Annotated in this window: 23 protein-coding genes; 6 read left to right on the forward strand and 17 right to left on the reverse strand. The window is 64.9% G+C overall.

Annotated elements, in window-relative coordinates:
* Positions 1-13 precede the first annotated feature (13 nt).
* The 8 genes from ACTQ4R_RS09480 to ACTQ4R_RS09515 all read right to left on the reverse strand — a co-directional run bounded on the left by ACTQ4R_RS09480 (position 14) and on the right by ACTQ4R_RS09515 (position 9,126).
* A complete protein-coding gene (locus tag ACTQ4R_RS09480) occupies positions 14-1,882 on the reverse strand; it encodes a glycoside hydrolase family 13 protein (RefSeq protein WP_441628075.1) in 1,869 nt (622 codons plus the stop codon).
* 13 nt (positions 1,883-1,895) lie between these two features.
* Positions 1,896-3,974 carry a penicillin-binding transpeptidase domain-containing protein gene (locus ACTQ4R_RS09485; RefSeq protein ID WP_441628077.1) on the reverse strand — a complete coding sequence of 693 codons (2,079 nt, stop codon included), beginning with the start codon at positions 3,972-3,974 and terminating at the stop codon, positions 1,896-1,898.
* A 9-nt stretch (positions 3,975-3,983) separates the two neighbouring features.
* Complete coding sequence (locus tag ACTQ4R_RS09490; RefSeq protein ID WP_441628079.1) at positions 3,984-4,496, reverse strand: hypothetical protein; 513 nt, start codon at positions 4,494-4,496, stop codon at positions 3,984-3,986.
* A 67-nt stretch (positions 4,497-4,563) separates the two neighbouring features.
* Positions 4,564-5,403, reverse strand: coding sequence for a rod shape-determining protein MreC (gene mreC, locus ACTQ4R_RS09495; RefSeq protein WP_441628081.1), 840 nt, complete (start codon positions 5,401-5,403; stop codon positions 4,564-4,566).
* An 18-nt stretch (positions 5,404-5,421) separates the two neighbouring features.
* Positions 5,422-6,000 carry a Maf family protein gene (locus ACTQ4R_RS09500; RefSeq protein WP_441628083.1) on the reverse strand — a complete coding sequence of 193 codons (579 nt, stop codon included), beginning with the start codon at positions 5,998-6,000 and terminating at the stop codon, positions 5,422-5,424.
* An 8-nt stretch (positions 6,001-6,008) separates the two neighbouring features.
* Positions 6,009-6,440, reverse strand: a complete 432-nt coding sequence (locus tag ACTQ4R_RS09505; protein ID WP_441628085.1) for a dUTP diphosphatase — start codon at positions 6,438-6,440, stop codon at positions 6,009-6,011.
* Between the two features lie 92 nt (positions 6,441-6,532).
* Positions 6,533-8,791, reverse strand: a complete 2,259-nt coding sequence (locus tag ACTQ4R_RS09510) for a DUF3656 domain-containing U32 family peptidase (RefSeq protein ID WP_441628087.1) — start codon at positions 8,789-8,791, stop codon at positions 6,533-6,535.
* A complete protein-coding gene (locus ACTQ4R_RS09515; RefSeq protein ID WP_441628089.1) occupies positions 8,788-9,126 on the reverse strand; it encodes a cell division protein ZapA in 339 nt (112 codons plus the stop codon). The genes ACTQ4R_RS09510 and ACTQ4R_RS09515 overlap by 4 nt, the downstream gene beginning before the upstream one ends.
* A 236-nt stretch (positions 9,127-9,362) precedes the next feature.
* Here ACTQ4R_RS09515 and ACTQ4R_RS09520 point away from each other — a divergent pair, with 236 nt between their 5' ends.
* Both ACTQ4R_RS09520 and ACTQ4R_RS09525 read left to right on the forward strand, forming a co-directional pair.
* Positions 9,363-10,256 (forward strand): DnaD domain protein, encoded by an 894-nt coding sequence (locus tag ACTQ4R_RS09520; protein ID WP_441628091.1) that lies wholly within the window; start codon positions 9,363-9,365, stop codon positions 10,254-10,256.
* Positions 10,257-10,274: 18 nt separating this feature from the next.
* A complete protein-coding gene (locus tag ACTQ4R_RS09525; RefSeq protein WP_441628093.1) occupies positions 10,275-11,282 on the forward strand; it encodes an ATP-binding protein in 1,008 nt (335 codons plus the stop codon).
* 57 nt (positions 11,283-11,339) lie between these two features.
* On the opposite strand, the gene ACTQ4R_RS09530 is transcribed toward ACTQ4R_RS09525, so the two are convergent.
* The 9 genes from ACTQ4R_RS09530 to rpsO form a co-directional block, all read right to left on the reverse strand.
* Positions 11,340-13,118: a VanW family protein gene (locus ACTQ4R_RS09530; RefSeq protein WP_441628095.1), complete on the reverse strand. Its 1,779-nt coding sequence runs from the start codon at positions 13,116-13,118 to the stop codon at positions 11,340-11,342.
* A gap of 125 nt (positions 13,119-13,243) precedes the next feature.
* The gene (locus ACTQ4R_RS09535) at positions 13,244-14,047 is read right to left on the reverse strand and encodes a ParB/RepB/Spo0J family partition protein (RefSeq protein WP_441628097.1); all 804 of its coding nucleotides are present in this window, start codon (positions 14,045-14,047) and stop codon (positions 13,244-13,246) included.
* 118 nt (positions 14,048-14,165) lie between these two features.
* Positions 14,166-15,134, reverse strand: coding sequence for a bile acid:sodium symporter family protein (locus ACTQ4R_RS09540; protein ID WP_441628099.1), 969 nt, complete (start codon positions 15,132-15,134; stop codon positions 14,166-14,168).
* Between the two features lie 42 nt (positions 15,135-15,176).
* Positions 15,177-16,148, reverse strand: a complete 972-nt coding sequence (gene prmA / locus ACTQ4R_RS09545; protein ID WP_441628101.1) for a 50S ribosomal protein L11 methyltransferase — start codon at positions 16,146-16,148, stop codon at positions 15,177-15,179.
* Positions 16,149-16,176: 28 nt separating this feature from the next.
* Positions 16,177-17,049: a DegV family protein gene (locus tag ACTQ4R_RS09550; RefSeq protein WP_441628103.1), complete on the reverse strand. Its 873-nt coding sequence runs from the start codon at positions 17,047-17,049 to the stop codon at positions 16,177-16,179.
* Positions 17,042-17,620, reverse strand: a complete 579-nt coding sequence (locus ACTQ4R_RS09555; protein WP_441628105.1) for a DUF1836 domain-containing protein — start codon at positions 17,618-17,620, stop codon at positions 17,042-17,044. Before ACTQ4R_RS09555 ends, ACTQ4R_RS09550 begins: the two co-directional genes overlap by 8 nt.
* 104 nt (positions 17,621-17,724) lie before the next feature.
* Entirely contained in the window at positions 17,725-19,104 is a 1,380-nt protein-coding gene (gene mnmE / locus ACTQ4R_RS09560) for a tRNA uridine-5-carboxymethylaminomethyl(34) synthesis GTPase MnmE (protein ID WP_441628107.1), read from the reverse strand.
* Between the two features lie 686 nt (positions 19,105-19,790).
* Entirely contained in the window at positions 19,791-21,941 is a 2,151-nt protein-coding gene (locus ACTQ4R_RS09565) for a polyribonucleotide nucleotidyltransferase (protein ID WP_441628109.1), read from the reverse strand.
* Between the two features lie 283 nt (positions 21,942-22,224).
* Positions 22,225-22,491 carry a 30S ribosomal protein S15 gene (gene rpsO / locus ACTQ4R_RS09570; protein WP_441628111.1) on the reverse strand — a complete coding sequence of 89 codons (267 nt, stop codon included), beginning with the start codon at positions 22,489-22,491 and terminating at the stop codon, positions 22,225-22,227.
* A 367-nt stretch (positions 22,492-22,858) separates the two neighbouring features.
* Between rpsO and ACTQ4R_RS09575 the strand changes: the two genes are divergently transcribed.
* From ACTQ4R_RS09575 to ACTQ4R_RS09590, 4 genes are read left to right on the forward strand one after another with little or no spacing between them, the layout of a single operon-like run.
* Positions 22,859-23,221, forward strand: a complete 363-nt coding sequence (locus ACTQ4R_RS09575) for a GntR family transcriptional regulator (protein WP_441628113.1) — start codon at positions 22,859-22,861, stop codon at positions 23,219-23,221.
* Positions 23,218-24,111: an ABC transporter ATP-binding protein gene (locus tag ACTQ4R_RS09580; protein WP_441628115.1), complete on the forward strand. Its 894-nt coding sequence runs from the start codon at positions 23,218-23,220 to the stop codon at positions 24,109-24,111. The genes ACTQ4R_RS09575 and ACTQ4R_RS09580 overlap by 4 nt, the downstream gene beginning before the upstream one ends.
* Positions 24,086-26,080 (forward strand): hypothetical protein, encoded by a 1,995-nt coding sequence (locus ACTQ4R_RS09585; protein WP_441628117.1) that lies wholly within the window; start codon positions 24,086-24,088, stop codon positions 26,078-26,080. The genes ACTQ4R_RS09580 and ACTQ4R_RS09585 overlap by 26 nt, the downstream gene beginning before the upstream one ends.
* A 3-nt stretch (positions 26,081-26,083) precedes the next feature.
* Positions 26,084-26,734: a peptidoglycan recognition protein family protein gene (locus ACTQ4R_RS09590; protein WP_441628119.1), complete on the forward strand. Its 651-nt coding sequence runs from the start codon at positions 26,084-26,086 to the stop codon at positions 26,732-26,734.
* Positions 26,735-26,767 lie beyond the last annotated feature (33 nt).

The raw sequence follows: 26,767 nt of genomic DNA on the forward strand, positions 1-26,767 counted from the left end.
GTTTTGGATGCTTTTAAACCAACAGCAGGCCGGTGCGGGGAGGGAGGCGCAGGGAGAGGACGCCGCTGGAGGCGGAGAACACACGGCCGGTCAAAAGGTCTTCGGCGGTCCCGCCGGACCAGGGCAGGCACAGCACCTCCGGCGTGGCACCGGCGTTCACCACGGTGACGGAGCGGGCGTCGCCCGCTTCCCGGGCGAAAGCCAGCAGGGAGCCTGCGGCGTGGAGGTAGCGGATGGTGCCGGTTTGCAGCTCTTCCCGCTCCAGCCGCAGCTTCCCCAGCAGGGTGAACCAGGTCTTTAGGCTCTTGTCCTCCCGGCCCCAGGGGTAGCCGCCCCGGTTGAAGGGGTCCTCAAAGCCCTCCATGCCGGCCTCGTCGCCGTAATAGACGGTGGGGGAGCCGGGGAAGGTGAACAGCACCAGGGCCGCCAGCTTCACCAGGGCCGCGCCCTTGGCCCGCTCGGCGGGGCTAAGGCGGTAATGGGCACGGTCGTCCTTGCTCTGGGGCACATGGTCGGCGCCCAGCACCGTCAGAATACGGCCGGTGTCGTGGGTGCCCAGAAAGTTCATGGCGGAGTAGAAAGCGGCGGGGGGATAGTTTTCCCGCAGGGTCTCCATGGCCTCCCGGAAGTCCTGGGCGATGCCCCCCTGGAGATAGGAGAGCAGGGCGGTGCGGAAGGGATAATTCATGACGCCGTGGAGCTCGCTGCCCTGGAGGTAGCGGCGGCGCTGGGAGTAGGCGATCTTGGTGCTGGCGTCCTCCCACACCTCGCCGATGAGGATGGCCTCCGGGTCCGTCTCCTCCACGACGGCGCGGATCTTCTGAATGAACCAGTCCGGCAGCTCGTCGGCCACGTCCAGCCGCCAGCCGGAGGCGCCGGCTCGGAGCCACCGGCGGATGATGGAGTCGTCGTTTTCGATGATGTAATCCACATAGCCGGGACACTCCTCCCGGACCGCCGGCAGGGTCTTGATGCCCCACCAGGCGTCATAGTCCTGGGGCCAGGGGTGGAAGGAGAACCAGTCGTAATAGGGGCTTTGTTGACTCTGGGCGGCGCCCAGAGTGGGATAAAAGCCGTCGGCGTTGAAGTAAAGGCTCTGGGAGCCGGTGTGGTTGAACACGCCGTCCAGAATCACCCGTATGCCCCGCTGCTTCGCCTGGGCGCAGAGGGTGCGGAAATCCTCCTCCGTACCCAGCATGGGGTCGATCTTTTTGTAGTCCGCCGTGTTGTAGCGGTGGTTGGAGGCGGATTCGAAAATGGGGCACAGGTATAGGGTGGTCACGCCCATGTCCCGCAGCTGGTCCAGCTTGGCGGTGATGCCCGCCAGCTGGCCGCCGAAGAAGTTGCGGTTGCGGATCTCGCCGTCGGGGTCCGGCCGCCACTCGGGGATGTCATCCCAGTTTTCCTGGATGTAACGGTCACCGATGAGGCCCTCCGGCTGGGGGGGCGTCACCTTGTGGAAGCGGTCTGGAAAAATTTGGTATGTCACGCCGGCGCCGAACCAGGAAGGGGTGCGGCTCTCCCGGTACACGGTCAGCTGCCAGGGGTCCGACCCGCCGTCGCTGCGGTAGCCGGTCCGGTCCAGGTCGCAGCCGGAGCCGTCCTCCCGCCACAGGCGGAAGTGATACCACACCAGCTCCGGCTCCGCCGGGGCCGGCAGCACCAGGGAAAAGAGGGTCCGGTCCCCCTCGGGGCCCACGCAGGTCAGCTCGTGGGACTCCTCGCAGCCCGCGAACTCCCGCCGCAGCACGATGGCGCAGTGGGTGAAGCCCTCCGCGGAAAGAGGGCGGCAGCGGTAGGTGACGGCGGTGGAGCAGGTGACGGCGCCGAAGGGATCTTTGCACAGGATACAGCGGGGATCGTATACAAAGGGTTCACTCATAGGGAACGGCTCCTTATTGCATCAGTTGATTTTCGCCCAGAATGGCGGTGCCGACCTCGTCGGCGGAGAAGTAGGCGTTGAGGATGTTCACAGCGGTGGAGGCCAGGGCGCTGCCGGAGCCGCCCTGCTCGATGACGATGGCGACGGCGATCTCCGGGTCGTCATAGGGGGCGAAGCACACGAACACGCCGTTGTTCTCCGTGTCCTTGTTGACCTGGGCGGTGCCGGTCTTGGCGCCGGCGTCCACCACGCAGTCCTTGAAGTAGGGGGACAGGGAGCCGGTGGTGGTCAAGTCGTGCATGCCCTTTTTCACGGCGGTCAGGGCCTCGCCGCTGATGTCCACGGTGTTTTTGGCATCGGAATTGCCGACGGAGAGCACCTGGGTGTTGTCGTAGGATTTCACGGCCTTCAAAAGGTGGGCCTCACAGTGCTTGCCGCCGGAGACCAACGTGGCGATGTAGTTGGCCAGCTGGATGGGGGTGAACAGGTAGGAGGCCTGGCCGAAGGCGGCCCAGGGAGCCTGGTTCTCGCCCACCCGGTTTTCCGTGAGGTTGCCGGCGGCGTCGCCGATCTCGATGCCGGTGTGCTCCCCCAGGCCGAAGGCCCTGGCGTATTCGTTCAGCTTGTCCAGCCCCAGGTAGTAGCCCATCTGGGCGAAGAAGTAGTTGCACGAGACCGTGATGGCCTCGGAGACGTTGATGCTGCCGTGATTGCCCCGGGAGGAGTTGTAGATCCAGCAGTTGGCGTAGCTGTTGGGATCGCCGGGGTAGGTCCAGTGGCCGGTGGTCTTGAGTTTTTGATAGGGGGTGATGATGCCCTCCATCAGCGCGGCCACCGCCGTCAGAGGCTTGAAGGTGGAGCCGGGGGCGTAGGTGCCCATGGTGGCCCGGTTCCACAGGGGCTTGGCCGGGTCGGTGGAGAGGATGTTGTAATCCTGGTTGTAGGTGGAAAGGTCAAAGTCCGGGTAGGAGGCCAGAGCCAGCACCTCGCCGGTGCCCACCTTGATGACGGTGGCGCCGGCGCCCCGGATGGTGTTGCCGTCCTTGGCGCTCATGGCGGAGACGGTCTGGGCCAGGGCGTCCTCCACAGACTTCTGGAGATTCAGGTCGATGGTCAGCTCCACGGTGCTGCCGGGCTGGGGCTCCTTTTCGTAGTATTCGCCGGTGATCTTGCCCTCGGCGTTGGTGGAGACGATGCGCTTGCCGTCAGTGCCCTTGAGGTACTCTTCAAAGGCCAGCTCCACGCCGGAGCGGCCGATGCGGTCGTTGTAGCCGTAGCCCTTGTCCTTCAGCTCCAGGTATTCCTCCCGCCAGATGGGGCCTACGGTGCCCAGGATGTGGGCGGCGGAGTCGGTCTTGTACTCCCGGACGGAGGAACTGGTGATCCTGGCGCCGGCGTAGGCGCCGTCATTCAAAAGGGAGATCATGGCGCTGTCGATGTCCTCCACCATGGCGTAGTCGGTGGTGCTCACCAGCTGGCGGATGGACAGCTCATACTGCACGCCGATGACCGCCCGGGCGTCCGCCAGGGAAAAGGAGCCGGGAATTTCGTATTTTTCCCGCAGCAGCTCCACCAGGGCATCCGCGTCCAGCCCCAGGCTCACCAGCAGGTCCTCGGTGATGCCGTCGGGGGAGAGGTTGGTGGACACCCGCTTGAGGTCCTTTTGCAGAAAGTCGGCGAAGCGGCTGCGTTGGGTGCTGTCCAGCGTGTCCAGCGTATAGGAGAAGGGGGCGGTGGAGGTGATGGGCAGATTGTCCGTCCATTGCACCTGCCGGGACTGACACAGCTTGATGAGCCGCAGGATGGCCAGGTTCTCGTCATCCCCCTCGCTCAGCAGGCTGGAATCAAAGGTCAGGTTATAGGAGGAGCGGCTGGAGACCAGCTCCCGGCCGTTGCGGTCGGTGATGACGCCCCGGGAGGCCTCCACCTTCTCCACACGGGTGATGGTGCGGATGGATTTGGCCAGGTAATAGTCGTGCTGGTTGACCTGGATGTTGTACAGCACGCCCACGTAAACCGTCAGCGCCGCCGCCAGAAGGCCGATCAAGATCAGCAGCCGTCTATGGTTGTTGGGAGGGGATTTGTGGTCCATGGGAACTCCTTAATCGTCCAGATGGGTCCGGCGGTAGACCGTCAGAAACAGCAGTGTCACGGGGATGGCCAGGGGCAGGCTCACCACCATCTCCCGCAGGCAGACAAACGCGCCGCTGCCCCAGGCGGCCTTGTCCCGGACCCACAGCAGCAGGCAGTGAAAGGCACCGGTGCACAAAAAGCCCAGGGCGCTGACGGCCAAGGAGCACAGGAAGCCGGCGGGAAGCCAGCTCTGGGAGATGAGGGCGGCGCACAGGCCCACCAGGGGGAACACGAGGGTATAAAAGCAGGGCAGAGCCTCCGGCAGCAGCAGGTCGCACACCACGCCCACAGCCAGGGCGAAGATGGTGCCGGGGACAGGGCCCTCGTAGGTGGCGGGCACCGCCGCCGCCACGGGATACACAAAGGGGATGACGCCCCAGATGGTGAGGCGCTGGAACAAAAAGGCCTGGGCCAGAAAGCACAGCAGCGTGGCCGCGGCGTACAGGGTCCACTTGAAGATCGTCTCGTTGCGCGCCAGCACGGCACGGCCTCCTTTCAATAGGGATGGACATTCCAAAATGACTTCCCCAGAGGGAGGTCACAGAGAGTCAAGTAACAATGTCGAAGGACTTGATGATGAACACCTCGCTGAGGGCGTCGAAGTCCGCCGCCGGGGCGATGACGGCGTAGGACGCGGAGCCGGACTCGTCCTTCTGGACCTCCTCGATGGTGCCGATGACCAGGTCCGAGGGGTAGTAGCCGCCCAGGCCCGACGTGACCACCAGGTCACCGCCCAGCAGCTGACAGTCCGCCGGCAAAAAGTCCAGCCGCAGACGTTCCTCGCCCATCATGGAGAAGTCGCCCTGGGCAAGGCCCAGGTCCTTGGTGCGGAACACCTGGGCGCCCAGGGAGGTGTCCGTGTCCACGATGGTCAGCACCGTGCACCAGTTGGACCCCACCTCGCTGACGATGCCCACCAGGTCGTTGGTGGAGGAGACCACGCAGTCCCCTGCCTCCACGCCGTGGACGGTGCCCCGGTCCAATGTCAGGGAGGAGGTCCAGTTGGTCACCGTGTGCTCCGTGATGACGGCGGATTCCAGCTCCAGCTCATATTTCTGCTCCCGCAGGTTCAGCCGCTCCCGCAGGAGCTTGTTTTCCTGGCTGTCCTTTTCCGCCTGGCGGGCGGCGGCCTCCAGCTCCGCGTTGCGCTTGCGCAGGGCCTCGTTTTCCGCCTCCAGAGCCTGCACGTCCTTAAAATAGGCCTGCTTGCCGTTGAACCAGGCGGCGGCGGAGGCGTAGGCGGAGCGGAAGGGGGAGGAGAGGGTCCCGGCCAGATTCACCAGGGGGGAGGAGGTGTTGGAGAAAAAGGACATGGCGGCCAGCGCCACGGAGATGACCGCCGCGGCGAACAGCACCCAGATGCCATGATCCTTCAAAAACTTTTTCAAAGCGAAGCCTCCTGCAAATCACGCAAAAAAGTGGACGCCGAACTGCTCCAGCATCCGGCTCAGCCGCAGCACCGGCAGGCCCATGACGTTGAAGTAATCGCCGTTGATCTTTTCCACCAGCAGCGAGCCCTTGCCCTGGATGCCGTAGGCGCCGGCCTTGTCCATGGGCTCGCCGGTGGCGATATAGCCCAGCAGCTCCTCCCGGGAGGCGGGGCGGAAATACACCTCCGTGGTCTCCGTCTCCGTCACGGAGCGGTCCCCCTGGCGAACGGTGACGCCGGTGCAGACCGTGTGGCGGCGGCCCTGGAGGGCCGTCAGCATCCGCAAGGCGTCCGCCTCGTCGGCGGGCTTGCCCAGGCGCGCCTCGTCCAGAAACACCATGGTGTCGGCGGTGATGACGATCTCCTCCGGCGTGCACAGCTTTGCCGCCGCCTCCGCCTTTTCCCGGGAGATGTAGGCCACCACCTGCTGGGGAGAGAGCCCCGCGGGAAAGGTCTCCTCCGTTTGGGGCACCCGGATGTCAAAGTCCGTGACGCCGATGTTCCGCAGCAGCTCCTGCCGCCGGGGAGAGCCGGAGGCCAATACGATGTGTGCCATGGCCGCCCTCACTTTCCCGTGGAGCCGAAGCCGCCCCGGTCGGGGCCGTCCAGACGCTCCACGCGGGTAAAGGTCAAGGGAGGCTGGTTGCGCACGATGCGGAACTGGCAGATGCGGGCGTTTTTTTCAATGGTCACGTCCCGGGTGGCGTAGACGGGCATCCGCCACTGGTCGTTGTCGCCCCGGTAGGAGCCGTCCACCACGCCCATGGAGTTGGTCTGCAAAATGCCGTAGTTTTTGAAGGTGGAGCTGCGGGGGACGATGTGGGCCTCGTAGCCCTCCGGCAGAGCCATGGCCACCCCCAGGGGGATGAGGCGAAACTCGCCCGCTTTTAAGGTGACCTCCTCGGCGGCGTGGAGGTCGATCCAGTCGGATTTGCCTGCCACGGCGCACAGCTCGTCAATGCCGTCCACAAAATATTTTACCTTGATCTCTTCCATGTGAAACTCCAAAAATAAAATACAATTTGTATAATTTTGATTGCATTATACAGTTTGTTTCCGAAATCGGCCTAAAAAGCCGGGCTCTTGCCTTATTCCACGCCCCGCTCGTAGAGGCCTCGGGTGAACTCCCCGGAGGCGGCGGCTCCCGCCAGGTAGTCCCGGAACACCCGGACGCATTCCTCCGGTGTCTCCGTGGTGAAGCGCAGGCGGGCGTAAACCAAACCCAGGCGGCGGTACTCCGGCCGGTCCGCCAGCCACAGCACCCGGCTGTTCTGGATCTCCGTCCGGTGGCCGTAGGCCGGCAGCAGGGGGAAGGCGGCGCCGGTGCGGTCCGTGAGGAAATTGGGGCGGTCGCAGCGGCACGCGCCGGCGTTTTCAATGAGGCAGTTCTCTGTGATCATCAATGGCAGCCGGCCGTAGACAATGGCCTCCGCCGGCAGGCACTTGGGCAGGTCCCGCAGCTGGGCGAAGCGCAGCTCAAAGGACAAGCAGGCGGAGGAGAGGCCCTTTTTCCGCAAGTAGTCCAAAGAGCGGCCGTTGAACACGTTGAGGCCGTAGTCGCCGTAAACGGCAAAGCCCATGTCCCGCACCAGGGACAAATGGCCGATGTTGCCTGCCAGCACGGCGGTGACGCCCAGGGACTTGGCGTGGTCCAGCCAGCGGCGAAGCTCCGCCTCGTCCCGGTCCCGCCAGACCCGGGGCAAAACGGCGCACCACTGTGTGTCCGCCTCCGGCAGGGCGGTGAAGGCGGCCAGCAGCTCCAAGGGCACATACACCCGGGCGGGGCCCAGGGCCAGCAGCTCCGGCGACAGCTGGGCGGCGGTGGTGACGGAAACGGTGAAGCGGGGGGAGGCAGCGGCACAATGTTCGACAGGCGGCGGGGGAACCGGCAGCTCCCGCCGCTGGGGGGGCGCTGTCCGGGCGTCTGTCAAGGCGGCCAGAGCGTCCCGCCGCAGGGCGTTGACGGCGCTGACGGGGAGGGAGAGCCCGTCGTCCACCTCCGCCGTGACTGCTTCGCAGCGGTAGGCGGTGCCGCCGGTCTTGCGCAGGCGCTGGCAAAGCTCCTCCGTCGTGACGGCCCGGGAACGGGCGGCCTCCGGCACGGGGCCGGTGACGGTGACGGCGTGGCCGTCCGGTGTGGCGGCTTCCAAAACGCAGGGGATGCCGGCGCGGACAGTGCAGCGGAAGCGGACCGGCACGGTCCGCAGACCGCCCTTTTCGTAGGCGGCCTTGGCCTGGGCGAACAGCTCCTTGGGCTCGGGGGCGTTTTCCGGCCGGGTGCCGAACATGCCGGCGCCGTGCTTGCCCTGCCAGTACCAGTCGGTAAAGCCGGAGCGGGAAAAGGCCTGCTCCAGCTCCGCTTTTTCAGCGGCGGTGGGCCTGCGGCCCTCGGCCAGGAGTCGGGCGTAGATGCGGGTGATGACGGCCACGTATTCCGGCCGCTTCATGCGGCCCTCCAGCTTGAGGCAGGCCACGCCCATCTCCGCCATCTCTCCCAGCCGGTCCGCCAGGCAGCTGTCCTTCAGGCTCAGGGGATAACTTTTTTTGGCAGGCTCATTGACACCATACGCCATCCTGCAGGGCTGGGCGCAGCGGCCGTCCCACCCGGCTTTCGCCGTGCGGGAACCCTTTGATCCATTTTCCTCGGCGGAAATGAATTCCGCCTGCGGCAAGGTTTTGCCTGCGGCAAAACGCTTGGACGCCGCTTGCGCGGCGCCGAGGCTTTGCTCCGGCGGGGCCGCGACCACGTCATAGGGCAGTCTGCACGGCTGGGCGCAGCGGCCCCGGTTGCCGGAGCGGCCGCCGATGAGGGCGCTCATCTCGCACTGGCCGGAATAGCACATGCAAAGGGCCCCGTGGACAAAGACCTCCACCTCCGCGGGACAGCTTTTGCAGATCGCGGCGGTATCCTCGGCGGAGCACTCCCGGGCGATGACCACCCGCTCGCAGCCGTCGGCGGCCATTTCCCGGCAGCCGCCGGAGGTGAACAGGCTCATCTGGGTGCTGGCGTGGAGGGGGAGGTCCGGCAGGGCCTGCCGCAGCAGGTCGAAAAGGCCCCAGTCCTGGACCAGCACGGAGTCCACCCCCATGCGGCAGGCGGCAGCGGCAGTCTCCAGAGCCTTGGGCAGCTCCCGGTCCGTCAAGAGGGTGTTCAGGGTCAAAAACACCCGCACACCCCGCTCGTGGCAGTACCGCAGGGCGTCGGCAAACTCCTCGTCGGAGAAGTTTTTGGCGTTTCGGCGGGCGTTGAAGTCGCCCCAGCCCAGGTACACGGCCCCGGCGCCGCTCTCCACAGCGGCCCGCAGGGACTCCGGAGATCCGGCGGGGGAGAGGAGCTCCATACTCATTCGCGGTTCCGGTTCAGACTGTCCAGCCGCTGCTGCAGGCGAAAGACCTCCCGCTTAAGCTCACTGGCCTCGCTCTGGGCCCGGCTGGCCTCGTCCAGATAGCCCTTGATCTGGGCGCGCAGCTGCTCGGAGGCGGCCTGGGCCTTGAACAGCTCGTCGGCGATGTTGGCGGCGGTGAGGATGGCGGCGTCGGTGCGGCCCACCTTGGCGCTGCTTAGGACCTCTTCCATTTTCTCACTGACATAGGAGCCCACCTTCTGCATATAGGCGGCGGATTCGTCCGCGATAAAGGTGTATTCCTCACCGCAGATACTGATGACCACACGGTTTGCCATAAAAAAGTCCTCCTCTTTTGTATTTACGAAACGGCGGGACACAGTCCGCCCATTTTTACAGCGTACAGTATATCATACCCGGCGGAAGTCTGCCAGAAAAAACGGGATGTTTTTCAAAAAAGTTCAAAAATGCCGGCGGCGGAAAAAGGAAGCGGCGACATTTTTGATCGGGTCTTGTCCTCCGGAGGAATTTCGTGTAGAATGAGGGGTACGAAAAACGGAAGGGAGGGACCACGGTGGCAAACGTACTGATCCGGACGGGGGACGAGAGCATCACCGTCACGGCCCAGGCGGCCCGGCGGCTGCTGGAAAAGGGCGACGGGGACGCGGCGCTTTTGTACCTGGCCCTCCTGCGTCACCAGGGCAACGTGCTGCCCCGCTCCCTGGCCGGGGAGCTGCGGTGGGACCGGGGCCGCATCGAGGCGGCGGAGGCCTCCCTCCGGGATCTGGGGCTCATCGCCCCGGCGGCGGATCTGCCGCCGGAGCCCGCCGACGAGCGCCCCGCTTACAGCCGGGACGACGTGGCGGAGCGGCTGGAAAGGAGCGGGGAGTTCCGCAACCTCACCGCCGAGGTGGAGCGGAAGCTGGGCAAGAAGCTCACCACGCCGGACGTCGCCGTGCTGCTGGGCCTCAACGACTATCTGGGCCTGCCCGCCGATGTCATCTATCTTCTGGTGTGCCACTGCGCCGAGCGGGTCCAGCGCCATTACGGCCCCGGCCGCCGGCCCGGCATGAAGCAGATCGAGAAGGAGGGCTACGCCTGGGCCCGCATGGGGATCGACACCCAGGCGGCCGCAGCGGAATATCTGAAAAAATACGCCCAGCGGCAGGCGTGTATTCCCCAGTACATGCGGGCGCTGCAGCTGGGGGACCGGCTGCCGGCCCCGTCGGAGGAGAAGTATCTCACCGCCTGGCAGGAGATGGGCTTCGGCCCGGAGGCGGTGGCCCTGGCCTACGACAAGACGGTTTTGAAGTGCCACGAGCTGAAGTGGGCCTACTGCAACGGCATTTTGAAGCGGTGGCATGAGGCGGGCCTCCACACGGTGGACCAGATCCAGTCCGGGGACCGGCCCGCTCCCCGGCAGGATGGACAGCCGGCGGCCATGGACGACGCCTGGAAATACGTGTAACAGCCGTGGAGGGTACATATGGCATACGACGGAAAGATCATGCGCCTGGCGCTCCAGGAATTTGAAAAGGACAAAAACGCCCGGGAGGCGGAGCTGCGGGACCGGCGGGAGCGTATTTTCCAGCGGCAGCCCCGGCTGCGGCAGATCGAGGGGGAGCTTCACTCCACTATGAGCCGCATCATCTCCGGCGCCCTCCGCCGGGGTACGGACCCCCGCCCGGCCATCGCCGCCCTGCGGGAGGAAAACCTCAGCCTCCAGGCGGAGAAGCGGGAACTGCTGGAGCGCATGGGCCTGCCGGAGGACTGCCTGGAGGAAGCGCCCGCCTGCCCCCTGTGCGGGGACACCGGCTACCGGGGCGGCCAGGTGTGCCGGTGCCTGCGGCGGTATTACGCCCGAGAGCAGCAAAAGGAGCTCTCCCACATGCTGGACCTGGGGAGCCAGAGCTTTGACACCTTCGACCTGGACTGGTACTCCGACCAGCTGCTGCCGGGGCAGAGCAAGTCCGAGCGGGAGCAGATGGAGGGGAAGGTGTACGAGACCTGTGTGGCCTTTGCCCACCAGTTCGGCCGCCGGGCGGAGAACCTGCTGCTGTTCGGTGCGCCGGGGCTGGGCAAGACCCACCTGTCCGCCGCCATCGCCCGGGACGTCAGCGACAAGGGCTTTTCCGTGGTGTACGACACCGCCTCCCACGTGTTCGAGCGGTTCGAGGCCCAGAAGTTCGGCGGCCGGGAGGACCAGGAGACGGCGGCGGATGTGGAGCGGGTGCTGAACTGCGACCTGCTGATCCTGGACGACCTGGGCACGGAGATGACCACCGCCTTCGTCCAGAGCGCCCTGTACCAGATCATCAACACCCGGCTCATGGAAAAGCGCTCCACCATCATCAGCACCAACCTGTCCCCGGATAAGCTGGCCCAGCGGTACACGCCCCAGATCGCCTCCCGCATCGAGGGGGAGTACCGGCTGCTGGCCTTCGTGGGGGAGGACATCCGCAAGCAGAAAAAGCGCCGGGAGATGGCCCGGTAAACATGCGAAGATACGAAAAATCAGCCAGCCCCAACGGGCTGGCTGATTTTTATGTGCTTACGCCGCCGGCTCCTCCGGGGCTATGACGATGATGGAGGGGCTTTCCTCCATGGGGACCTCCGGTTCTGCCACCGGCGTTTCCGGCTCCTGGACAGGCGGGGCGGCAGGCTCTGTGGGCGTGGTCTCCGCCGGTGCTGTGGGCGAGGTGGGGCTCTCCGGCACGGTGGTGCCGGAGGCGGGGACCTGGACCGCGGGACCCTTTACAATGACCTTGTTGCGGACCTTGTAGTCGCTGGAGGCCTCGAAGGAGGTGGAGAGGAGCTTGCCGTCCTTGTCATAAACGCTGCGGTAGCTCTTTACCTTGGCGCCGCCGTAGGGGGTCACCTTCACCTGCTCCGTGCCGGCGGGAAGGGTGTCGTCCTCCTCGTACACGGTCTCCCAGGCGGTTTTGGACAGGACCTCCGTGGTCATTTTCACGGAGGTGCCCTCCGCGTTGGTGCCCAGGACCTTCACGGTCAAATAGCCGTTGGAATAGGAGGTGACGATCTTCACGGGATAGTCCGTGTCGTTGGTGAACTTGTAGTCGGGGCCGCCCCAGGACACGGTGGCGTCCAGGCCCCAGTCGATGTAGGCGGGGGTGTAGCGGTGGGCGTAGCGCTCTGTAATGGCCAGGTTGGACCGCAGGCAGGCCAGGTACAGTGTGGAGGAGGTCTGGCAGATGCCGCCGCCGATCTCGTCCACCGTTTCGCCCTTGACGTAGGCGGGGGCCGCCTGGTAGCCCCGGGCGGCGGTCCGCTGGCCCACGGTCTCGTTGTAGGAGAACACGTCGCCGCAGTTGAGGACGGTGCCGTTGATGGTGGAGGCGGACAGCTTCACATTGGAGATGCGGGCCGCCGTGCCGCTGACATGGGTGGTGGCGGTGCCCAGCACGTCCCGGAAGAGGACGCCCTTCAAATCTTTCGCCGTCACACGGGGATGCTCGATCACGGCGTCCACCCGCACGGTGCTGCCGGGCTCCGCCGCGTCCAGGGCCGCCTGGGCGGCGTCCACGTCGAACTCCGCGCCCAGCTGCTCCGGGGTGATGGAATCCGTGGCGGCGTCGTAGCCGGCGTTTTTCATCTCGCCGGCGATCTCCTCGTGGACCTCCCGGGCGGTGAGGACCCGGGCGGGAACGGCGGTAAAGGAGAAGGGCACCTGGTAGCCGGTCTCGCTGTATGCAGCCACATCCGCCAAAGCGGTCTCCAAAGCGGCCGCGTCCAGGGTCCGGCCATCCCGGGCCTTGGTAAAGACCACGGCGTTCTCCGCCAGCTCCCAGCTGCCGTCCAGCGGCTCCCGGGAGAGGTCACCGGAAAGGCGGGTCACCGTTTCCCGCAGGGCCGCCCGGTCCATGTCCGGCCAGTTGGCGCCGCCGCTCCAGCGGCCCGTGGCGTAGGCGATGTAAGCCCAGCCCTTGCGGAAAAAGCCCATCTGCCGGTCCGTGTCCATCCAGAACCGGGCGTCACCGGCGAACTCGTCGGCTGTGTAGCCCAGGTCCGCCACGGTGATGACGGCCTGCGTCCCCGTATCGGGGTCGGTGAGGGTGATCTCCTGGGACAAAAGCGATGTCTCCAGGGTTTCCTGGGCCTGGTCCACGGTGAGGCCGCCCACGTCGATGCCGTTGATGCGGCGGTTCGGCTGGAAGGTGTCCCTGCCGGCGGCGTAGGCGCACAGGCCTATGTAGGCTGCCAATAGGACGGCCAGGACGGCGCCCACGATGATCAGCGGCGCCTTTCCGCCGGATTTCAGGCGTTTGCCGCCCTTGCTTTCCACAATGGCTTCTGTTGTTGTCTGTTCCATGAAGCCCTCCTGTTGTTACAAGTAATGGGGGACAGGCCGCACACAACCAGCCTATTCCACTGGCTACCCATTCTAGCACACTTTTGTGGAAAAAGCATTACAATCTCGTAACAACAGCGGCTGCCTTAAGCGCCGGGCCGCTTCTGCTTGGGGATGCGGATGGTTAGGAGAATGGCGTCCTCCGTCTCATCCCGTTTCGTCTGGGCGTCCACGCCCGCCTCCCGGATGAGCCGCAGCCCCCGGTCCACACTGTTGAGGAACAGCCGCACATCCTTGAGGATGAAGGTCCGGTGCCCGGCGGCGGGGGAGGACTGGATGGCCTCCAGCCGCCGGTCCACGTACTGCTCCGCCTGGGCCACATTCAGCTGGTGGTCCGCCATGTACCGGGCGGCCGCCAGCTGCTCCCCTTCGTCCTCCAGCCGCAGCAGGCAGCGGGCGTGTCGCTCCGTGAGGCCGGCGGCGGTGAGGGCCTCCCGGCAGGCGGGGGACAGCCGCAGCAGCCGCAGCTTGTTGGCCACGGCGGAGGGAGAGCGGCCCAGGGCCTGGGCGGCGGACTCCTGGGTGGCGCCGGTGCGGCGGAGGTAGGCGGCGATGGCCTCCGCCTCCTCGAAGTAGTGAAGGTCCTGCCGCTGAAGGTTCTCCACCAGGGCCAGCAGGGCGGAGCGCCGGTCATCCGCCGCGGTCTCCAGGCAGGGCACATGGGTGAGACCCGCCAGCTTGGCTGCCCGCAGCCTCCGCTCCCCGGCCACCAGCTCCCAGCCTCCCGCCGTACGCCGCACCGTCAAGGGCTGGAGGATGCCGTTTTGCCGGATAGAGGCCGCCAGGTCCTTTAGGCCCGCCTCCTGGAACACCTGCCGGGGCTGCATGGGATTGGGACGGATGGCATCCGTGGGGATGTCCAGCACCCGCCGTTTCGTCCTGTGGACCACAGGACCACCTCCTCTCGTTTTCCACCATTGTACAGCCCGGCGTGGAAAAAGGAGAAAGAACGGTGTCGAAGGTGTCGGACAAACGAAAAAAACACGCGCGAAAATTTCGCGCGTGCTTTTATTTGGCGGATTCCGCCTGCCGGTCAAATTCTTTTCCGCCTTTGGTGGCGTGAAGGATCTTCACAATGACGGCGGTGGTGGCCTGGAGAAACAGGGGGGAGAAGGCCACCGGAAACAGTACGTCCCCCGGAAAGTACTGGATGGCCAGCACGCTGCCGGCGGCGATGTTGCGGATGCCGCTGTTGAGGCTCATGGTGACGGCGGTGGGGAAGTCGACTTTCATGAGCAGTGCGGCCCGGTAGCCCAGGAAAAAGCCCAGCAGGCACAGCGCGAACACGGCGCAGATGAGCTTGATCAAAGTGGGGGTGATGCTCCGCAGGAAGGGGGCGCAGCCGGTGGCGTTGGCCAGCACCAGCACCAGCATGGTCAGCTTGGCGAAGGGGGCCAGCCGGGGCTTCACCGTGACGGCCGCCCGGCCGTGGGACAGCTGAAACAGCGTCATGGCGATGAGGGCCGGGATGGCCACCATGACCATCAAGTCTCCCATCATGGCAGCCGTGTCCATCTCCACCACGGACCCCAGCAGCAGCCGCAGCGTCAAGGGAATGACGAAGGGGGCCAGCAGGGTGTCCAGCAGCACCACGGAAAGGCACATGGAGGTGTTGCCCCGGCCAATGGATACCCACAGCAGGGAGGCAACGCCGGTGGGGATGGCGTATTCCAGCACCAGTCCCGTGGTGAACAGCGGCGCCTCGGGAAACAGCACGGAGCCCAGCGCCAGGGCCAGCAGGGGCATGGCCGCGTGGAGAATGGCGAAGATGACCACCACCGGCAAGGGGCGGCGGGCCACGGCGGCCATTTCCCGGAAGCCGCCGCCCAGGCTGTTGGCGAAGGTCATGAAGGCGAACAGGGCCACGGTGCGGTCATTGATGGGGGAGAAGACGTCCGGAAAGGTGATGCCCACCAGTACGAACGCCACGATGAGGACGGCCATGTGCTTTCCCAGAAAGGCGTCCAGTTTTTCCAAAGGGCTCAAGGGAAGGACCTCGCTTTGCAGGGGATGGGCCGCTCAGCGGCAGAGATAGGAGAACCAGCCGTCGGCACTGTAAGTCTCCTGGATGGTGAGGCCGGCGCTCCGGAGCTTTCCGGCCACCTCCTCCGCCCGGTCGTCGATGATGCCGGAGCAGAGGAAGTATCCGCCCGCCTTCAAAAGGGGACGCACCGCCGGCGCCAGGGCGATGATGACGTCGGCGACGATGTTGGCCAGCACGATGTCGTACCCGCCGCCGATGCGGGCTTTTAAAGCCTCGTCCGTCAGAATGTCGCCGGCCAGGACGGTGTAGCGGTCACGGCCGATGCCGTTCATGGCGGCGTTTTCATAGGCCACGTCCAGGCACTTGTCGTCGATGTCCACCGCCAGGGCGGTGTCCGCCCCCAGCTTCAGCGCGGCAATGGAGAGGATGCCGCTGCCGCAGCCCAGGTCCAGCACCCGCTGCCCGGGACCGGCCAGCTTTTCCAAGGCCGTCAGGCACAGCCGGGTGGTGGCGTGGCTGCCGGTGCCGAAGGTGAGGCCCGGCTCCAGGATGAGGGGTACCCGCCGGGCGCACTCCGCCCGGACCTGGGGGTCCTCCTGCTCCCACTGGGGGACCACCAGCAGCCGCTCGCCGATCTCCATGGGCTTATAATACTGCTTCCAGTTGTTCTCCCAGTCGGCGTCCTCCATGGTGTCCATGGTCATGAGCAGGGTGCCCAGGCCGGTTTGGGTCTTTTTCAGCTCCTCCAGCTTCAGCCGGACCTCCGCCATTTTGGCAAAGCCCTCGTCCCCGGCCTCCAGGTAAAAGGTGACGCGGGAGCGGCCCTGCATCCGCTGCTCCAGCGCCTCGTCCACATAGTCCCAGTACTGGTGGTTGTTTTCCAGAAAATCCTGGAACTCCGTTTCGTCATCGATGACCACGTTGTCGATGCCGAGGCCGGAGAGCATGGCCTCCACGGTGTCCAGCCCGGCGTGGTTGGTGTCAATATGCAGTTCCAGCCATTTCATGCGCGCTACCTCCTTGCGTTCGCGTTCCTCAGCGCTTGTGACCCACGAAGAACAGCGCCACGGTGCCGGGGCCGGCGTGGTTGCCGATGACAGGACCCACGTAGTTGAGGTGGATGTCGTTGTTGCCGAACCGGCGGACGATCTCGTCCGCCACCAGCAGGGCGTCCCCCTCGCAGTCGCCGTGGCTGATGAACACGGGGCCGTGGGCGGGGTCCACGGCGTTTTTCTCCATCTGGTCCACCAGGGCCAGCAAAGAGGCTTTCCGGCCCCGGGCCTTGCTGACGGGAGTCAGATGGCCGCCGTCGTCCACGTGCATGACGGGCTTGATGGAGAGCATGGTGCCGAACAGGGCGGTGGCGGCGCTGATGCGGCCGCCCCGCTTCAAGTGGTTCAGGTCGTCCACGGTGAACCAGTGGCAGATATTGCCCTTGGTGGCTTCCGCGTAGGCCCGGACCTCCCCGATGGAGCGGCCCTCCCGCTTCTGCTGGGCGCAGAGGTACAGCAAAAGCCCCTGGCCCAGGGAGGCGCACAGGGAGTCCACCACAAAGATCTTGGCCTCCGGGAACTCGGTGCGCAGGTCGCCGGCGGCGATGACGGCGGACTGGTAGGTGGTGGACAGGGCGGAGGAGAAGTTGATGCACAAAATGTCCTTCCCCTGGGCCAGAATGGGCCGCATGGCGTCCTCAAACTCCCCCACGCTGACGGCGGAGGTGGTGGCGGTCTCGCCGCCGCGGATGCGGGCGTAAAATTGTTCGAAGCCGATCTCCCGGCCGTCCAGCCAGTTGCGGTATACGTCCTGGCCCATATGGAGGCTCAGAGGCTGGACCACCAGGTCCAGCTCTTTGGCCATTTCGTCTGTCATGTCACAGCAGCTGTCCGTCATGATCACATAATCACGCATTTGATAACTCCCCTTCCTTGTCCTTCCTGCCTTTTTTGGGAGGCTTGCTTGCTTTTTCCGGCTGTTCCTTCCGCTGCCGCAGCAGCGCCACATAGCGGCTGCTGGCGGCGCCGGCGGCATAACTGATGAGGGCGAAGTGGATGGCGGCGTCCGCCAGGGCCTCCTCGTCCGTGTACTGCTCCATCTCCCGGGCCGTCAAGGTCAAGGCGCTGTCCAGGCTAGCGCAGAAGTCGCCGTAGCCCTGGGCAATGGTGCGCCCGCCTTGGAGCTCCTCATGGAAAAGGAGGTCGATGTCCCGGGTGCTCATCACGTGCTTGAGCACGCAGATGGCGGTGAGATAGGCCAAATGCTCCCGGCCGTACCGCTTGCCGGCGGCACGGGGCACCAGGCCGCTTTTCGTGTAGTTGTTTACCATGGCGGCGGTGAGACCGTCGTCCGCGTCAAAGCGGATCACCTGCCGGTCCATGTAGCTGAGGACCTGGTCCATGTACAGGGCGAAATCCGGCAGCTGGTCCCAGGCCACCGGCCGCTGGGAGCCGAGGCTTTCCCGCAGTTCCATCAGATCGTCCACGCTTGCGTCACTCCTTCACATCAGGTCTGAAATGATTTCTTCTCAAGTATAGCACCGTGATGTGGTTGTGTAAACCGGATTTTACGGGAGTGGGAACCACTTTCTCATTTTCCCACGCAAAACCGGGAGAAAATACGGGAGACGATCTCCTCTCTGGCGGTGCGGCCCGTCAGTTCGCCCAGGGCGTCCAGGGCCTCCTCCGCGTCGGTAAGGATGGCGTCGGGGGTCAGACCTGCCGCCAGTGCCTCCCTGGCCCGGCGGGTGGCGTCCCTGGCCCGGACCGCGGCCTCCTCCTGGCGGCGGTCCGTCAAAAGACTGCCGGAGTCTGTGTCCTCCCCGGCGGGGAACAGCGCCGCCACGGCATCTTCAAGACGCTCCAGTCCCTCGCCGGTGACGGCGGAGAGGGAAACGGAGGCGGCGGGGGCGTTTTCCCGGCCGATGACGCCCACGGAGCGGGCCTTGGTGTCCCAGAGGTCGCACTTGGAAAACACGGCGATCCACCGGGGGGCCTGGGCGGCCAGCCGCAGGACCTCCCGGTCCTCCTCCGTCATGGGGACGGACCCGTCCACCACCGCCAGCACCAGGTCGGCGGCCTCCGCCGCCTTGCGGCTGCGCTCCACACCCAAGCGCTCCACGGCGTCCTCTGTGTCCCGGATGCCAGCGGTGTCCGTCAGCCGCAGCAGCACGCCGCCGCAGAGGACGGATTCCTCCACCGTATCCCGGGTGGTGCCGGGGATGTCGGTGACGATGGCCCGGTCGTAGCCGGCCAGGGCGTTGAGCAGGGAGGACTTGCCGGCGTTGGGCCGGCCCACGATAGCCGTCCGCACGCCGGATTTGAGGACCTTACCCCGCCGGCAGGTGGCCAGCAGCCGGTCCAGGGCAGCGGCGGAGTCGTCCAGGGCCCGGGCCACCTGCTCCGGGCGGATGTCCTCGATGTCCTCGTCGGGGTAGTCCACCACGGCGTAGAAGCGGGAGGTGACGTCCAGCAGGGCGTCCTGGATGGGCTCCAGCACCCGCCGCAGCCCGCCGTCCAGCTGGGCGGCGGCGTTCCGGGCGGCGGCGGCGGTCTCCGCGTCGATGAGGTCAATGACGGCCTCGGCCTGGGTCAGGTCCAGGCGGCCATTCAAAAAGGCCCGCCGGGTGAACTCGCCGGCCTTGGCCTGCCGGGCACCGGCGGCGAACAGGGACCCCAGCAGCTCCCGCAGCACCACGGGGGAGCCGTGGCAGTGGAACTCGGCGGAGTCCTCGCCGGTGTAGCTGCGGGGGCCGGGAAAGCGGACGGCAAGGCCCTGGTCGATGACGCGGCCCTGGCTGTCCAGCATCTCGCCGAATACCATTTTCCGGGGCTCCTGCTGGGAGAACGGGCGGCCGTTAGCGGCCCGGAACACCCGGTCACAGCAGGCAAAGCAGCCCTCGCCGGACAGGCGGACGATGCCGATGGCGGTGGGGGAGTGGCCGGTGGCGATGGCGGCGATGGGGTCCATAAAGATCAGCTCCTTTTCGTAGGCAAGGATAGCATATTTCCGGGGAAAAGAAAAGGGGCATCCTCGCGGGATGGGGCAGGTGCGACCCATTTCTCTCGCCGAGAGAAACGGGTCGCCCCCAAAGAGAGGCCAGGAGGAAACCCTTTCGGCTGGGTTTCCCCCTGGACCCCTTTCCTAAACGACCAGAAGGAAGGGGCTGCGGCCCCTTCCTTTGGAATCCATCCCCGGCGGAGCGGCAGCGGGAAGAGAAGCTGAACGCATTGACAAGCACCCTGGAATGAGATATTACGTCGTAGCTTGCGGCATAAGCGTGGGTGGCGAGGCGCGTTACAGCGCACCTGGATGGAACTGGGCAAATCTGCGGAAAGCTGGCTATCAGCCGCCGCATCCCCAAACTTGCCCGTCCGGGCAAGTTTGGACCAAGCGGCTTTTTCTTCCACCGTGCACGGCCCATTTTCTTTGGCAAGACCAACGGGGCCCCCGCGAAAACCCAGCGAAGCGGTTTTCGTGGGGAGAGGAGAAAGAAGCGGAGCGGTACGAGCCCTGCCATTTAGGCGGGGCGAGTGTAGTGCAGCTTTTTTCGACGACAATGGGGGGTGCAATGCCCACGCCGCAAATCTGCGGCAGCAAAAAAGGACCGGCCCTTTCGGGCCGGCCCTCCAGCGATTCAAAAAAGCACAGCGAACTTACTTGATCCGCTCGCCGGCGGCCTCCTTGGCCTTGATCTCCTTCACGGCGTCCTTGTGAGAGAGGTTCACGCGGCCCTTCTCGTCGATGTCGGTGACCTTCACCCACATCATGTCGCCGATCTTGCAGGCGTCCTCCACCTTCTCAATGCGGTGGTCGGCCAGCTTGGAGATGTGCACCAGGCCGTCCTTGCCGGGCGCCAGCTCCACGAAGGCGCCGAAGGTCATCAGCCGCACCACGCGGCCGTAGTACAGGGCGCCCACCTCGGGCACGAACACGATGTCGTCGATGCACTTCTTGGCGGCGTCGCAGGAGGCGGCGTCCACGCCGGCGATGAAGATGGAGCCATCGTCGTTGATGTCGATCTTGGCGCCGGTGTCGGCCACGATCTTCTGGATGACCTTGCCGCCGGAGCCGATGACCTCCCGGATCTTGGAGGGGTCGATGTGCATGGTCAGCATCTTGGGAGCGTACTTGGAAACTTCCTTCCGGGGCTCGGAAATGCAGGGCAGCATGATCTGGTCCAGGATCTGGCAGCGGGCGTCGTAGGTGATGTCCAGGGCGTTGCGGATGATCTCCATGGTCAAGCCGTCGTTCTTCAAGTCCATCTGGATGGCGGTGATGCCCTTCTTGGTGCCGGCCACCTTGAAGTCCATCTCGCCGTGGAAGTCCTCCACGCCCTGGATGTCGATGAAGGTGGTGAAGGAGCCGTCGTCGTCCTGGATGAGGCCGCAGGAGATGCCGGCCACGGGGGCCTTGATGGGCACGCCGGCGTCCATGAGGGCCAGGGTGGAGCCGCAGATGGAGCCCTGGGAGGTGGAGCCGTTGGAGGAGACCACCTCGCTCACCACACGGATGGCGTAGGGGAACTCGTCCACGGAGGGGATGACGGGCAGCAGGGCCCGCTCGGCCAGCGCGCCGTGGCCGATCTCCCGGCGGCCGGGGCTGCGGGCGGGCTTGGCCTCACCCACGGAGTAGCCGGGGAAGTTGTAGTGGTGCATATAGCGCTTCTCGGTCTCTTCCCAGATGGTGTCCAGCTTCTGGTTGGCGGACAGGGTATCCAGGGTGCAGGCGGACAGGACCTGGGTCTGGCCGCGGGTGAACAGGCCGGAGCCGTGGACCCGGGGCAGCACGCCCACCTCGGCGCTGAGGGGACGGATCTCGTTCTTCTGGCGGCCGTCCACACGGTGGCCCTCCAGCAGCCAGGCCTTGACGATCTTCTTCTGGAACTTGTAGGTAATCTCCTCCAGGAACTGGTCCATGTCGGGATGGGTGTCCAGATACTTCTCGTGCCACTTCTCGATCATGGCGTTCCAGCGGGCCTCCCGGACGTTCTTGTCGTCGGTGTCCATGGCGGCCTTGGCCTCGTCCATGAAGTTGGCAACGATGTCGTCAAACAGCTCCTGGTCGAAGGCGGCGTGGGGGTAGTCGAACTTGGGCTTGCCGATCTCCGCCACCATCTGGTTGATGAGGGCGATCTGCTTCTGGTTCTCCTCGTGGGCCTTCTGAATGGCCTCGAACATCTTGTCGTTGGGGACCTCGTTGGCGCCGGCCTCGATCATGACCACCTTCTTACCGGTGGAGACCACGGTCACGTCCAGGTCGGAGACCTTCCGCTGCTCGCTGGTGGGGTTGAACACCAGCTCACCGTCCACCAGGCCCACCTTCAACGCGCCCACGGGGCCGTTCCAGGGAATGTCGGAAATGGCCAGGGCGGCGGAGGTGCCGATGAGGGCGGCGATCTCGGGAGAGCAGTCATGGTCCACGCTCATGACGGTGGCCATGATGGAAACGTCGTTGCGGAAGTCATAGGGGAACAAGGGGCGGATGGGCCGGTCGATGACGCGGGCAGTCAGGATGCCCTTTTCGCCGGGACGGCCCTCCCGGCGGTTGAAGGAGCCGGGGATGCGACCCACGGCGTACATCTTCTCCTCAAAGTCCACGCTGAGGGGGAAGAAGTCGATGCCGTCCCGGGGACGGGCGGAGGCAGTGGCGCACACCAGCACGCGGGTGTCGCCGTAGCCCACCATAACGGCGGCGTTGGCCAGCTCGGCCAGCTTGCCCACCTCCAGGAACAGGGGGCGGCCCGCCAGCTCCATCTCATAGCGGTGGTAGTTGGGGAACTGTCTTTTGGTGATGATGGTTGACATGGTTTTTCTCCTTTGCTTTGATGCTCGGGAGCGGCTCTTTTCGTATTTGAAAATATGTCCGAAAGCATCGGGCACAATTTCAAACACAAAAAGCAACGGCTCCCGGCGGAAATGATTTTTTTAATAAAGAGCGGCGCGGAATTCCGCGCCGCTCTTCGTTTCTTCTCGTCTATATATCCCGCCGAAGCCCAGCGAAGCGGGTTCGGTGGGAAGAGGAGGAGCAAGGGAGCGTGCGAAGTTTTCCGCAAAGCGGGAAACGCAGCTTAGCGGACTTTGCGACGACTTACTTGCGGATGCCCAGCTTGGCGATCAAGGCGCGGTAACGCTCGATGTCCTTCTTCTGCAGGTAGTCCAGCAGGCTGCGGCGCTTACCGACCATCTTCAGCAGGCCACGGTTGGAGTGCTTGTCCTGGGGGTTGTTGCGCATGTGCTCGGTCAGGACGTTGATGCGCTCGGTCAGAATGGCGATCTGGACCTCGGGAGAGCCGGTGTCGGTGGGATGGGTGCGGTTGGCGTCGATGATAGCGGTCTTCTGTTCTTTGCGGAGCATGGAATGATTCCACCTTTCAAAAAGATTCCCCACGGGACTGCGTTTCGGGCCGGTGAAAGTCCGCGAAACGAAGCGCCGGGGCGTTCGCGCACATTGGCGTGCTTTAAAAATATAACACAGGAAAATCCGCTTGTAAAGAGGGATTTCCGCCTTTTTCCTATAAAAATAAAGAAAAAACGGCCTAAAATCAGGGGTTGACAAGTGCTCTCCGGCGTAGTATCCTAACTGTACTAGAACGGTTAATACAGTTGACACAGGAGGCAACCATGGTTTTCAGCATTTCCCTGCTGGCGCTGGTGGGCGCGCTGGTGCTCGCGGGGGGCCATTTTCCTGGCATTTTTCTTGATTCGGTAAAGGAGGGAGCGGCGTGATCAGCCTGAATTACCGGGATTCCCGGCCCATCTACGAGCAGATCAAGGATGGCCTGCGGAAGCTGATCGTCACCGGCGCGCTGCGGCCGGATGAAAAGCTGCCGTCGGTGCGGGCCCTGGCGGCCCAGCTGGCCATCAACCCCAACACCATCCAGCGGGCATACAACGAGCTGGAGGGTGAGGGGTACATCTATTCCGTCCCCGGCAAGGGCAGCTTTGCCGCGGGGAACGCCGGCGCCGATGCCCAGCGCCGGACGGAGCTGCTGGCCCAGGTGCGGGAGCTGGCGGCGGAGCTGAACTATCTGGGCGTTTCCCGCCAAGAGCTGGAGACGCTGATCGAGGAGGCGTATGAATCATGATCGAAGTGAAAAACGTCGTCAAGCGCTTTGACGGCTTCACGGCCCTGGACGGCGCGTCGCTGTCCGTCCCCACCGGCAGTGTGTACGGCCTGGTGGGCCCCAACGGCGCCGGCAAATCCACCATCATCCGTCATTTGACGGGCATTTACCGCCAGGACGAGGGCAGTGTTACCATCGGCGGGGAGGACGTGTGGGAAAACGCGGCGCTGAAAGGGCGGATCGCCGCCATTCCCGACGACTGGTACTATTTCCTGCAGTCCACCGTACGGGATATGATGCGCTTTTACAGGGGTTTTTATCCCCGGTTTTCCGTGGAGCGGTATGAAAAGCTGAAGGAAGTGTTCAGCATCGATGAAAAGCGGGTCATCCGCCGCCTCAGCAAAGGTATGCAGAAGCAGGTGGCCTTCTGGCTGGCCCTCAGCTGCATGCCGGACTACCTCATTCTCGACGAGCCGGTGGATGGCCTGGACCCGGTCATGCGGCGGCAGGTGTGGTCCCTGGTGATGGGAGATGTGGCGGAGCGGGGCACCACGGTGCTGGTCTCCTCCCACAACCTGCGGGAGCTGGAGGACGTGTGCGACCACGTGGGCATCATGGACAAGGGCAAGGTGCTGCTGGAGCGGTCCCTGGCCCAGCTGCAGGACAACATGGTGAAAATGCAGGTGGTGTTCCGGGACGGCCAGGAGGTGCCGGCGGACCTGCCGGTGCTCCACGTGTCCCGGGTGGGCCGCATCCACACCCTCATCATGCGGATGAACGCCCAGGAGGCCGCCGCCCGGCTGGCGGTGTACGACCCTATGCTGGTGGACGCGGTGCCCCTAACGCTGGAGGAGATCTTCATTTACGAACTGGGAGGTGCGGACTATGCAGTCAAAGACATCGTTCTCTAAGTATTTCAACGCCACCCTCTTCCGCAGGAACCTAACCCGGTTCTGGCCCCTGTGGGGCATGGCGTCCTTCGCCGGGAGTTTGTTCCCCCTGGCCCTGCTGGTACAGTTCCTTCGCGACGAGGATTTTTACCTGTGGAACAGGCCCCTGGACTTCACGGAGATATACTACTACGCCGCGGCCTACGCGGTGCCCATCGTGTCGCTGCTGTACGCCATCTTCTGCGCCATGCTGGTGTGGAGCTACCTTTATAACAGCCGCAGCGTGGGACTGCTGCACACCCTGCCCATCCGGCGGGAGGGTCTGTTTTTCACCAACTTCCTCTCCGGCATGGCCATGATGCTCATCCCCTACGTCATCGTGGGCGGGCTGTGCGTGGTGGTGAGCCTGGTGGGCGGCTGCTTTGACGTCAAGGGCCTGGGCGTCACCATTCTGGCGGTGCTGGGACAGAGCTTTTTCTACTTCGCCACCGCCACAGCGGCGGCCTTCATCACCGGCAACGTCTTCGCCCTGCCGGCGGTGTACTTCCTGCTGCACTTCCTGGCGGTCATGCTGGACTGGCTGGTGTGCACCTTCTCCCAGGGCTTCATCTTCGGTCTCAGCGGCGGCTATTCCGGCGTGGTGGAGTGGCTGAGCCCCACGGTGTATCTGGAAAACCAGATGCGGGTGAGCGGCACCTATGAAGAGGTGTTCCAGCGGGGAGAGCTGACCGGCACGGGCTACTACACCGACGTCCTCACCTCTGTGGAGCTGCAGAACCTCTGGCTCATCGGCGTGTACGCCCTGGTGGGGGCTGCGCTGCTGGCCATCGCCTGGCTGCTGTACCGCCGGCGCCGCAGCGAGTCCGCCGGCGACGTGGTGGCCGTGGGCTGGATGAAGCCGCTGTTCCGCTACGGCGTCACGGGCCTTGCCGCCCTGCTGGGGGGATTGCTCCTCTACGAGCTGTTCTGGCGGAGCTTCCAGAGCGGCCGGTACTACGAGGTGGTGCCCCTGCTGGTGTGCATGCTGGTGGCGGGGACCATCGGCTACTACGCCGCCTCCATGCTGCTGGCCAAGTCCCTGCGGGTGTTCCGGGGCAGCTGGCGGGGCCTGCTCCTCACGGCGGCGGGCTGCGCCGTGGTGTGCGCCGTGCTGCACTTCGACCTCTTCGGCGTTGCCGACCGGGTGCCGGAGGTCAGTCGGGTGGAAAAGATGACGCTGTACACCGCCGACAATAATTATACCTTCTATCCTGATGAGGACACGGCGCTCATGGAGCGGGTGCGGGCCGTCCACCAGGCCATCACGGCGGACCGGGACTACATTGTGGGCTTCACCGGCCAGGAGGACTGGCGGAGCCAGCCGGTCATCGGGGAGGCGTCCTTCCATGTGACCTATTATCTTTCCAGCGGCCTGAAGGTGGACCGCAACTACTACCTGCCCATCTCCCGGCAGCGGTTGACCCAGGAAGGCACTTACGACAACCTGCTGGATTCCCTGGTGAACAGCAACGAGATGAAGGACCGCCGCATCCACCTGAATGACGCCCGCTTTGCGCCCTCCGGCGGCAGCGTCTACGTGGAGCGGCAGAAGATGGGCTACGACCTCAGCAGCCGGGAATGCGCCGCGCTGCAGGCGGCTGTGGCGAAGGACGCCGCGGCGGGCGCCTGGGGCCAGTACAGCTGGCTGGAATCGGATTGGGGCGGCGAGTACGCCCTGAGCCTGGAGCTGAGCTTTGCCTACACGGGCGAGGATGGGAATCCCCGCCGCGACTGGATCAGCATCACCCTTCGCCCCGGCATGGAGAACACCATCTCCTGTCTGAAGGAGCTGGGCTTCATCACGGAGGCGGATCTGGTGACCAACCGGGAGCTGTACCCCGAGGATACCTGGGAAATGGAGGAAAAGTTTACCCAGGAGATGGCGGCTGTTGAATCCGCGGACGTCATCGGCGGCGCCGACGGCTCCACCACCGTGTATGTCACCGACTGAGTTATGAGCGCGTACAAAAGAAAAAGGCGCCGGCGTCTGAACCCCCGGTTTGCCCTGCTGTGCCTGGCGCTGGTGCTGGGGGCCGCCGCCGTGGGCCTGTGGTGGGCGAGCCGGGGCCTGCCCGGGGAGGACATCGCCGTGCCGGACTACGTGGAGCGGGACTACATCCCCGTCAACGAGTGGTCCCGGCCCGGTACGCCCCTGGAGGACATCAACGCCGTGGTCATCCACTACGTAGGCAATCCCGGTACCACCGCCCGGGCCAACCGCAACTATTTCGCCTCCCTTTCCTCCGGGGAGGAGGGGACCTACGCCTCCAGCCACTTCGTGGTGGGCCTGGAGGGGGAGGTGGTCCAGTGCGTGCCCCTAACGGAGATCGCCTACGCCTCCAACGGCCGCAACGGCGACACCGTGTCCATTGAGGTGTGCCACCCGGACGAAACGGGGGAGTTTTCTTCCGTCACCTACGGCCGCTGTGTGGAGCTCACCGCCTGGCTGTGCCGGGAGTTCAAGCTGGACCCGGAAAAAGACGTCATCCGCCACTATGACGTGACGGGGAAGGAGTGCCCCCGGTACTACGTGGAAAACCCGGACGCCTGGGAACAGTTCAAGGCGGACGTGGCGGCGGAGCTGGCGGCCGGCGAAAAAAATTAAAAATTTTTTCGCGGAAGATGAAACAAACCGGGA

This window comes from Dysosmobacter sp. Sow4_B12 (assembly GCF_052116665.1).
GTDB lineage: Bacteria > Bacillota > Clostridia > Oscillospirales > Oscillospiraceae > Oscillibacter.

Coding starts and splice junctions, on each gene's coding strand:
- ACTQ4R_RS09485 (WP_441628077.1), bottom strand. CDS start 3,974: ATGGACCACAAATCCCCTCCCAACAACCATAGACGGCTGCTGATCTTG.
- rpsO (WP_441628111.1), bottom strand. CDS start 22,491: ATGCTCCGCAAAGAACAGAAGACCGCTATCATCGACGCCAACCGCACC.
- ACTQ4R_RS09585 (WP_441628117.1), top strand. CDS start 24,086: ATGCAGTCAAAGACATCGTTCTCTAAGTATTTCAACGCCACCCTCTTC.
- mnmE (WP_441628107.1), bottom strand. CDS start 19,104: ATGGACCCCATCGCCGCCATCGCCACCGGCCACTCCCCCACCGCCATC.
- ACTQ4R_RS09580 (WP_441628115.1), top strand. CDS start 23,218: ATGATCGAAGTGAAAAACGTCGTCAAGCGCTTTGACGGCTTCACGGCC.
- ACTQ4R_RS09515 (WP_441628089.1), bottom strand. CDS start 9,126: ATGGCAAACCGTGTGGTCATCAGTATCTGCGGTGAGGAATACACCTTT.
- ACTQ4R_RS09530 (WP_441628095.1), bottom strand. CDS start 13,118: ATGGAACAGACAACAACAGAAGCCATTGTGGAAAGCAAGGGCGGCAAA.
- ACTQ4R_RS09500 (WP_441628083.1), bottom strand. CDS start 6,000: ATGGCACACATCGTATTGGCCTCCGGCTCTCCCCGGCGGCAGGAGCTG.
- ACTQ4R_RS09505 (WP_441628085.1), bottom strand. CDS start 6,440: ATGGAAGAGATCAAGGTAAAATATTTTGTGGACGGCATTGACGAGCTG.
- ACTQ4R_RS09480 (WP_441628075.1), bottom strand. CDS start 1,882: ATGAGTGAACCCTTTGTATACGATCCCCGCTGTATCCTGTGCAAAGAT.
- prmA (WP_441628101.1), bottom strand. CDS start 16,148: ATGAAATGGCTGGAACTGCATATTGACACCAACCACGCCGGGCTGGAC.
- ACTQ4R_RS09525 (WP_441628093.1), top strand. CDS start 10,275: ATGGCATACGACGGAAAGATCATGCGCCTGGCGCTCCAGGAATTTGAA.
- ACTQ4R_RS09565 (WP_441628109.1), bottom strand. CDS start 21,941: ATGTCAACCATCATCACCAAAAGACAGTTCCCCAACTACCACCGCTAT.
- ACTQ4R_RS09590 (WP_441628119.1), top strand. CDS start 26,084: ATGAGCGCGTACAAAAGAAAAAGGCGCCGGCGTCTGAACCCCCGGTTT.
- ACTQ4R_RS09510 (WP_441628087.1), bottom strand. CDS start 8,791: ATGAGTATGGAGCTCCTCTCCCCCGCCGGATCTCCGGAGTCCCTGCGG.
- ACTQ4R_RS09550 (WP_441628103.1), bottom strand. CDS start 17,049: ATGCGTGATTATGTGATCATGACGGACAGCTGCTGTGACATGACAGAC.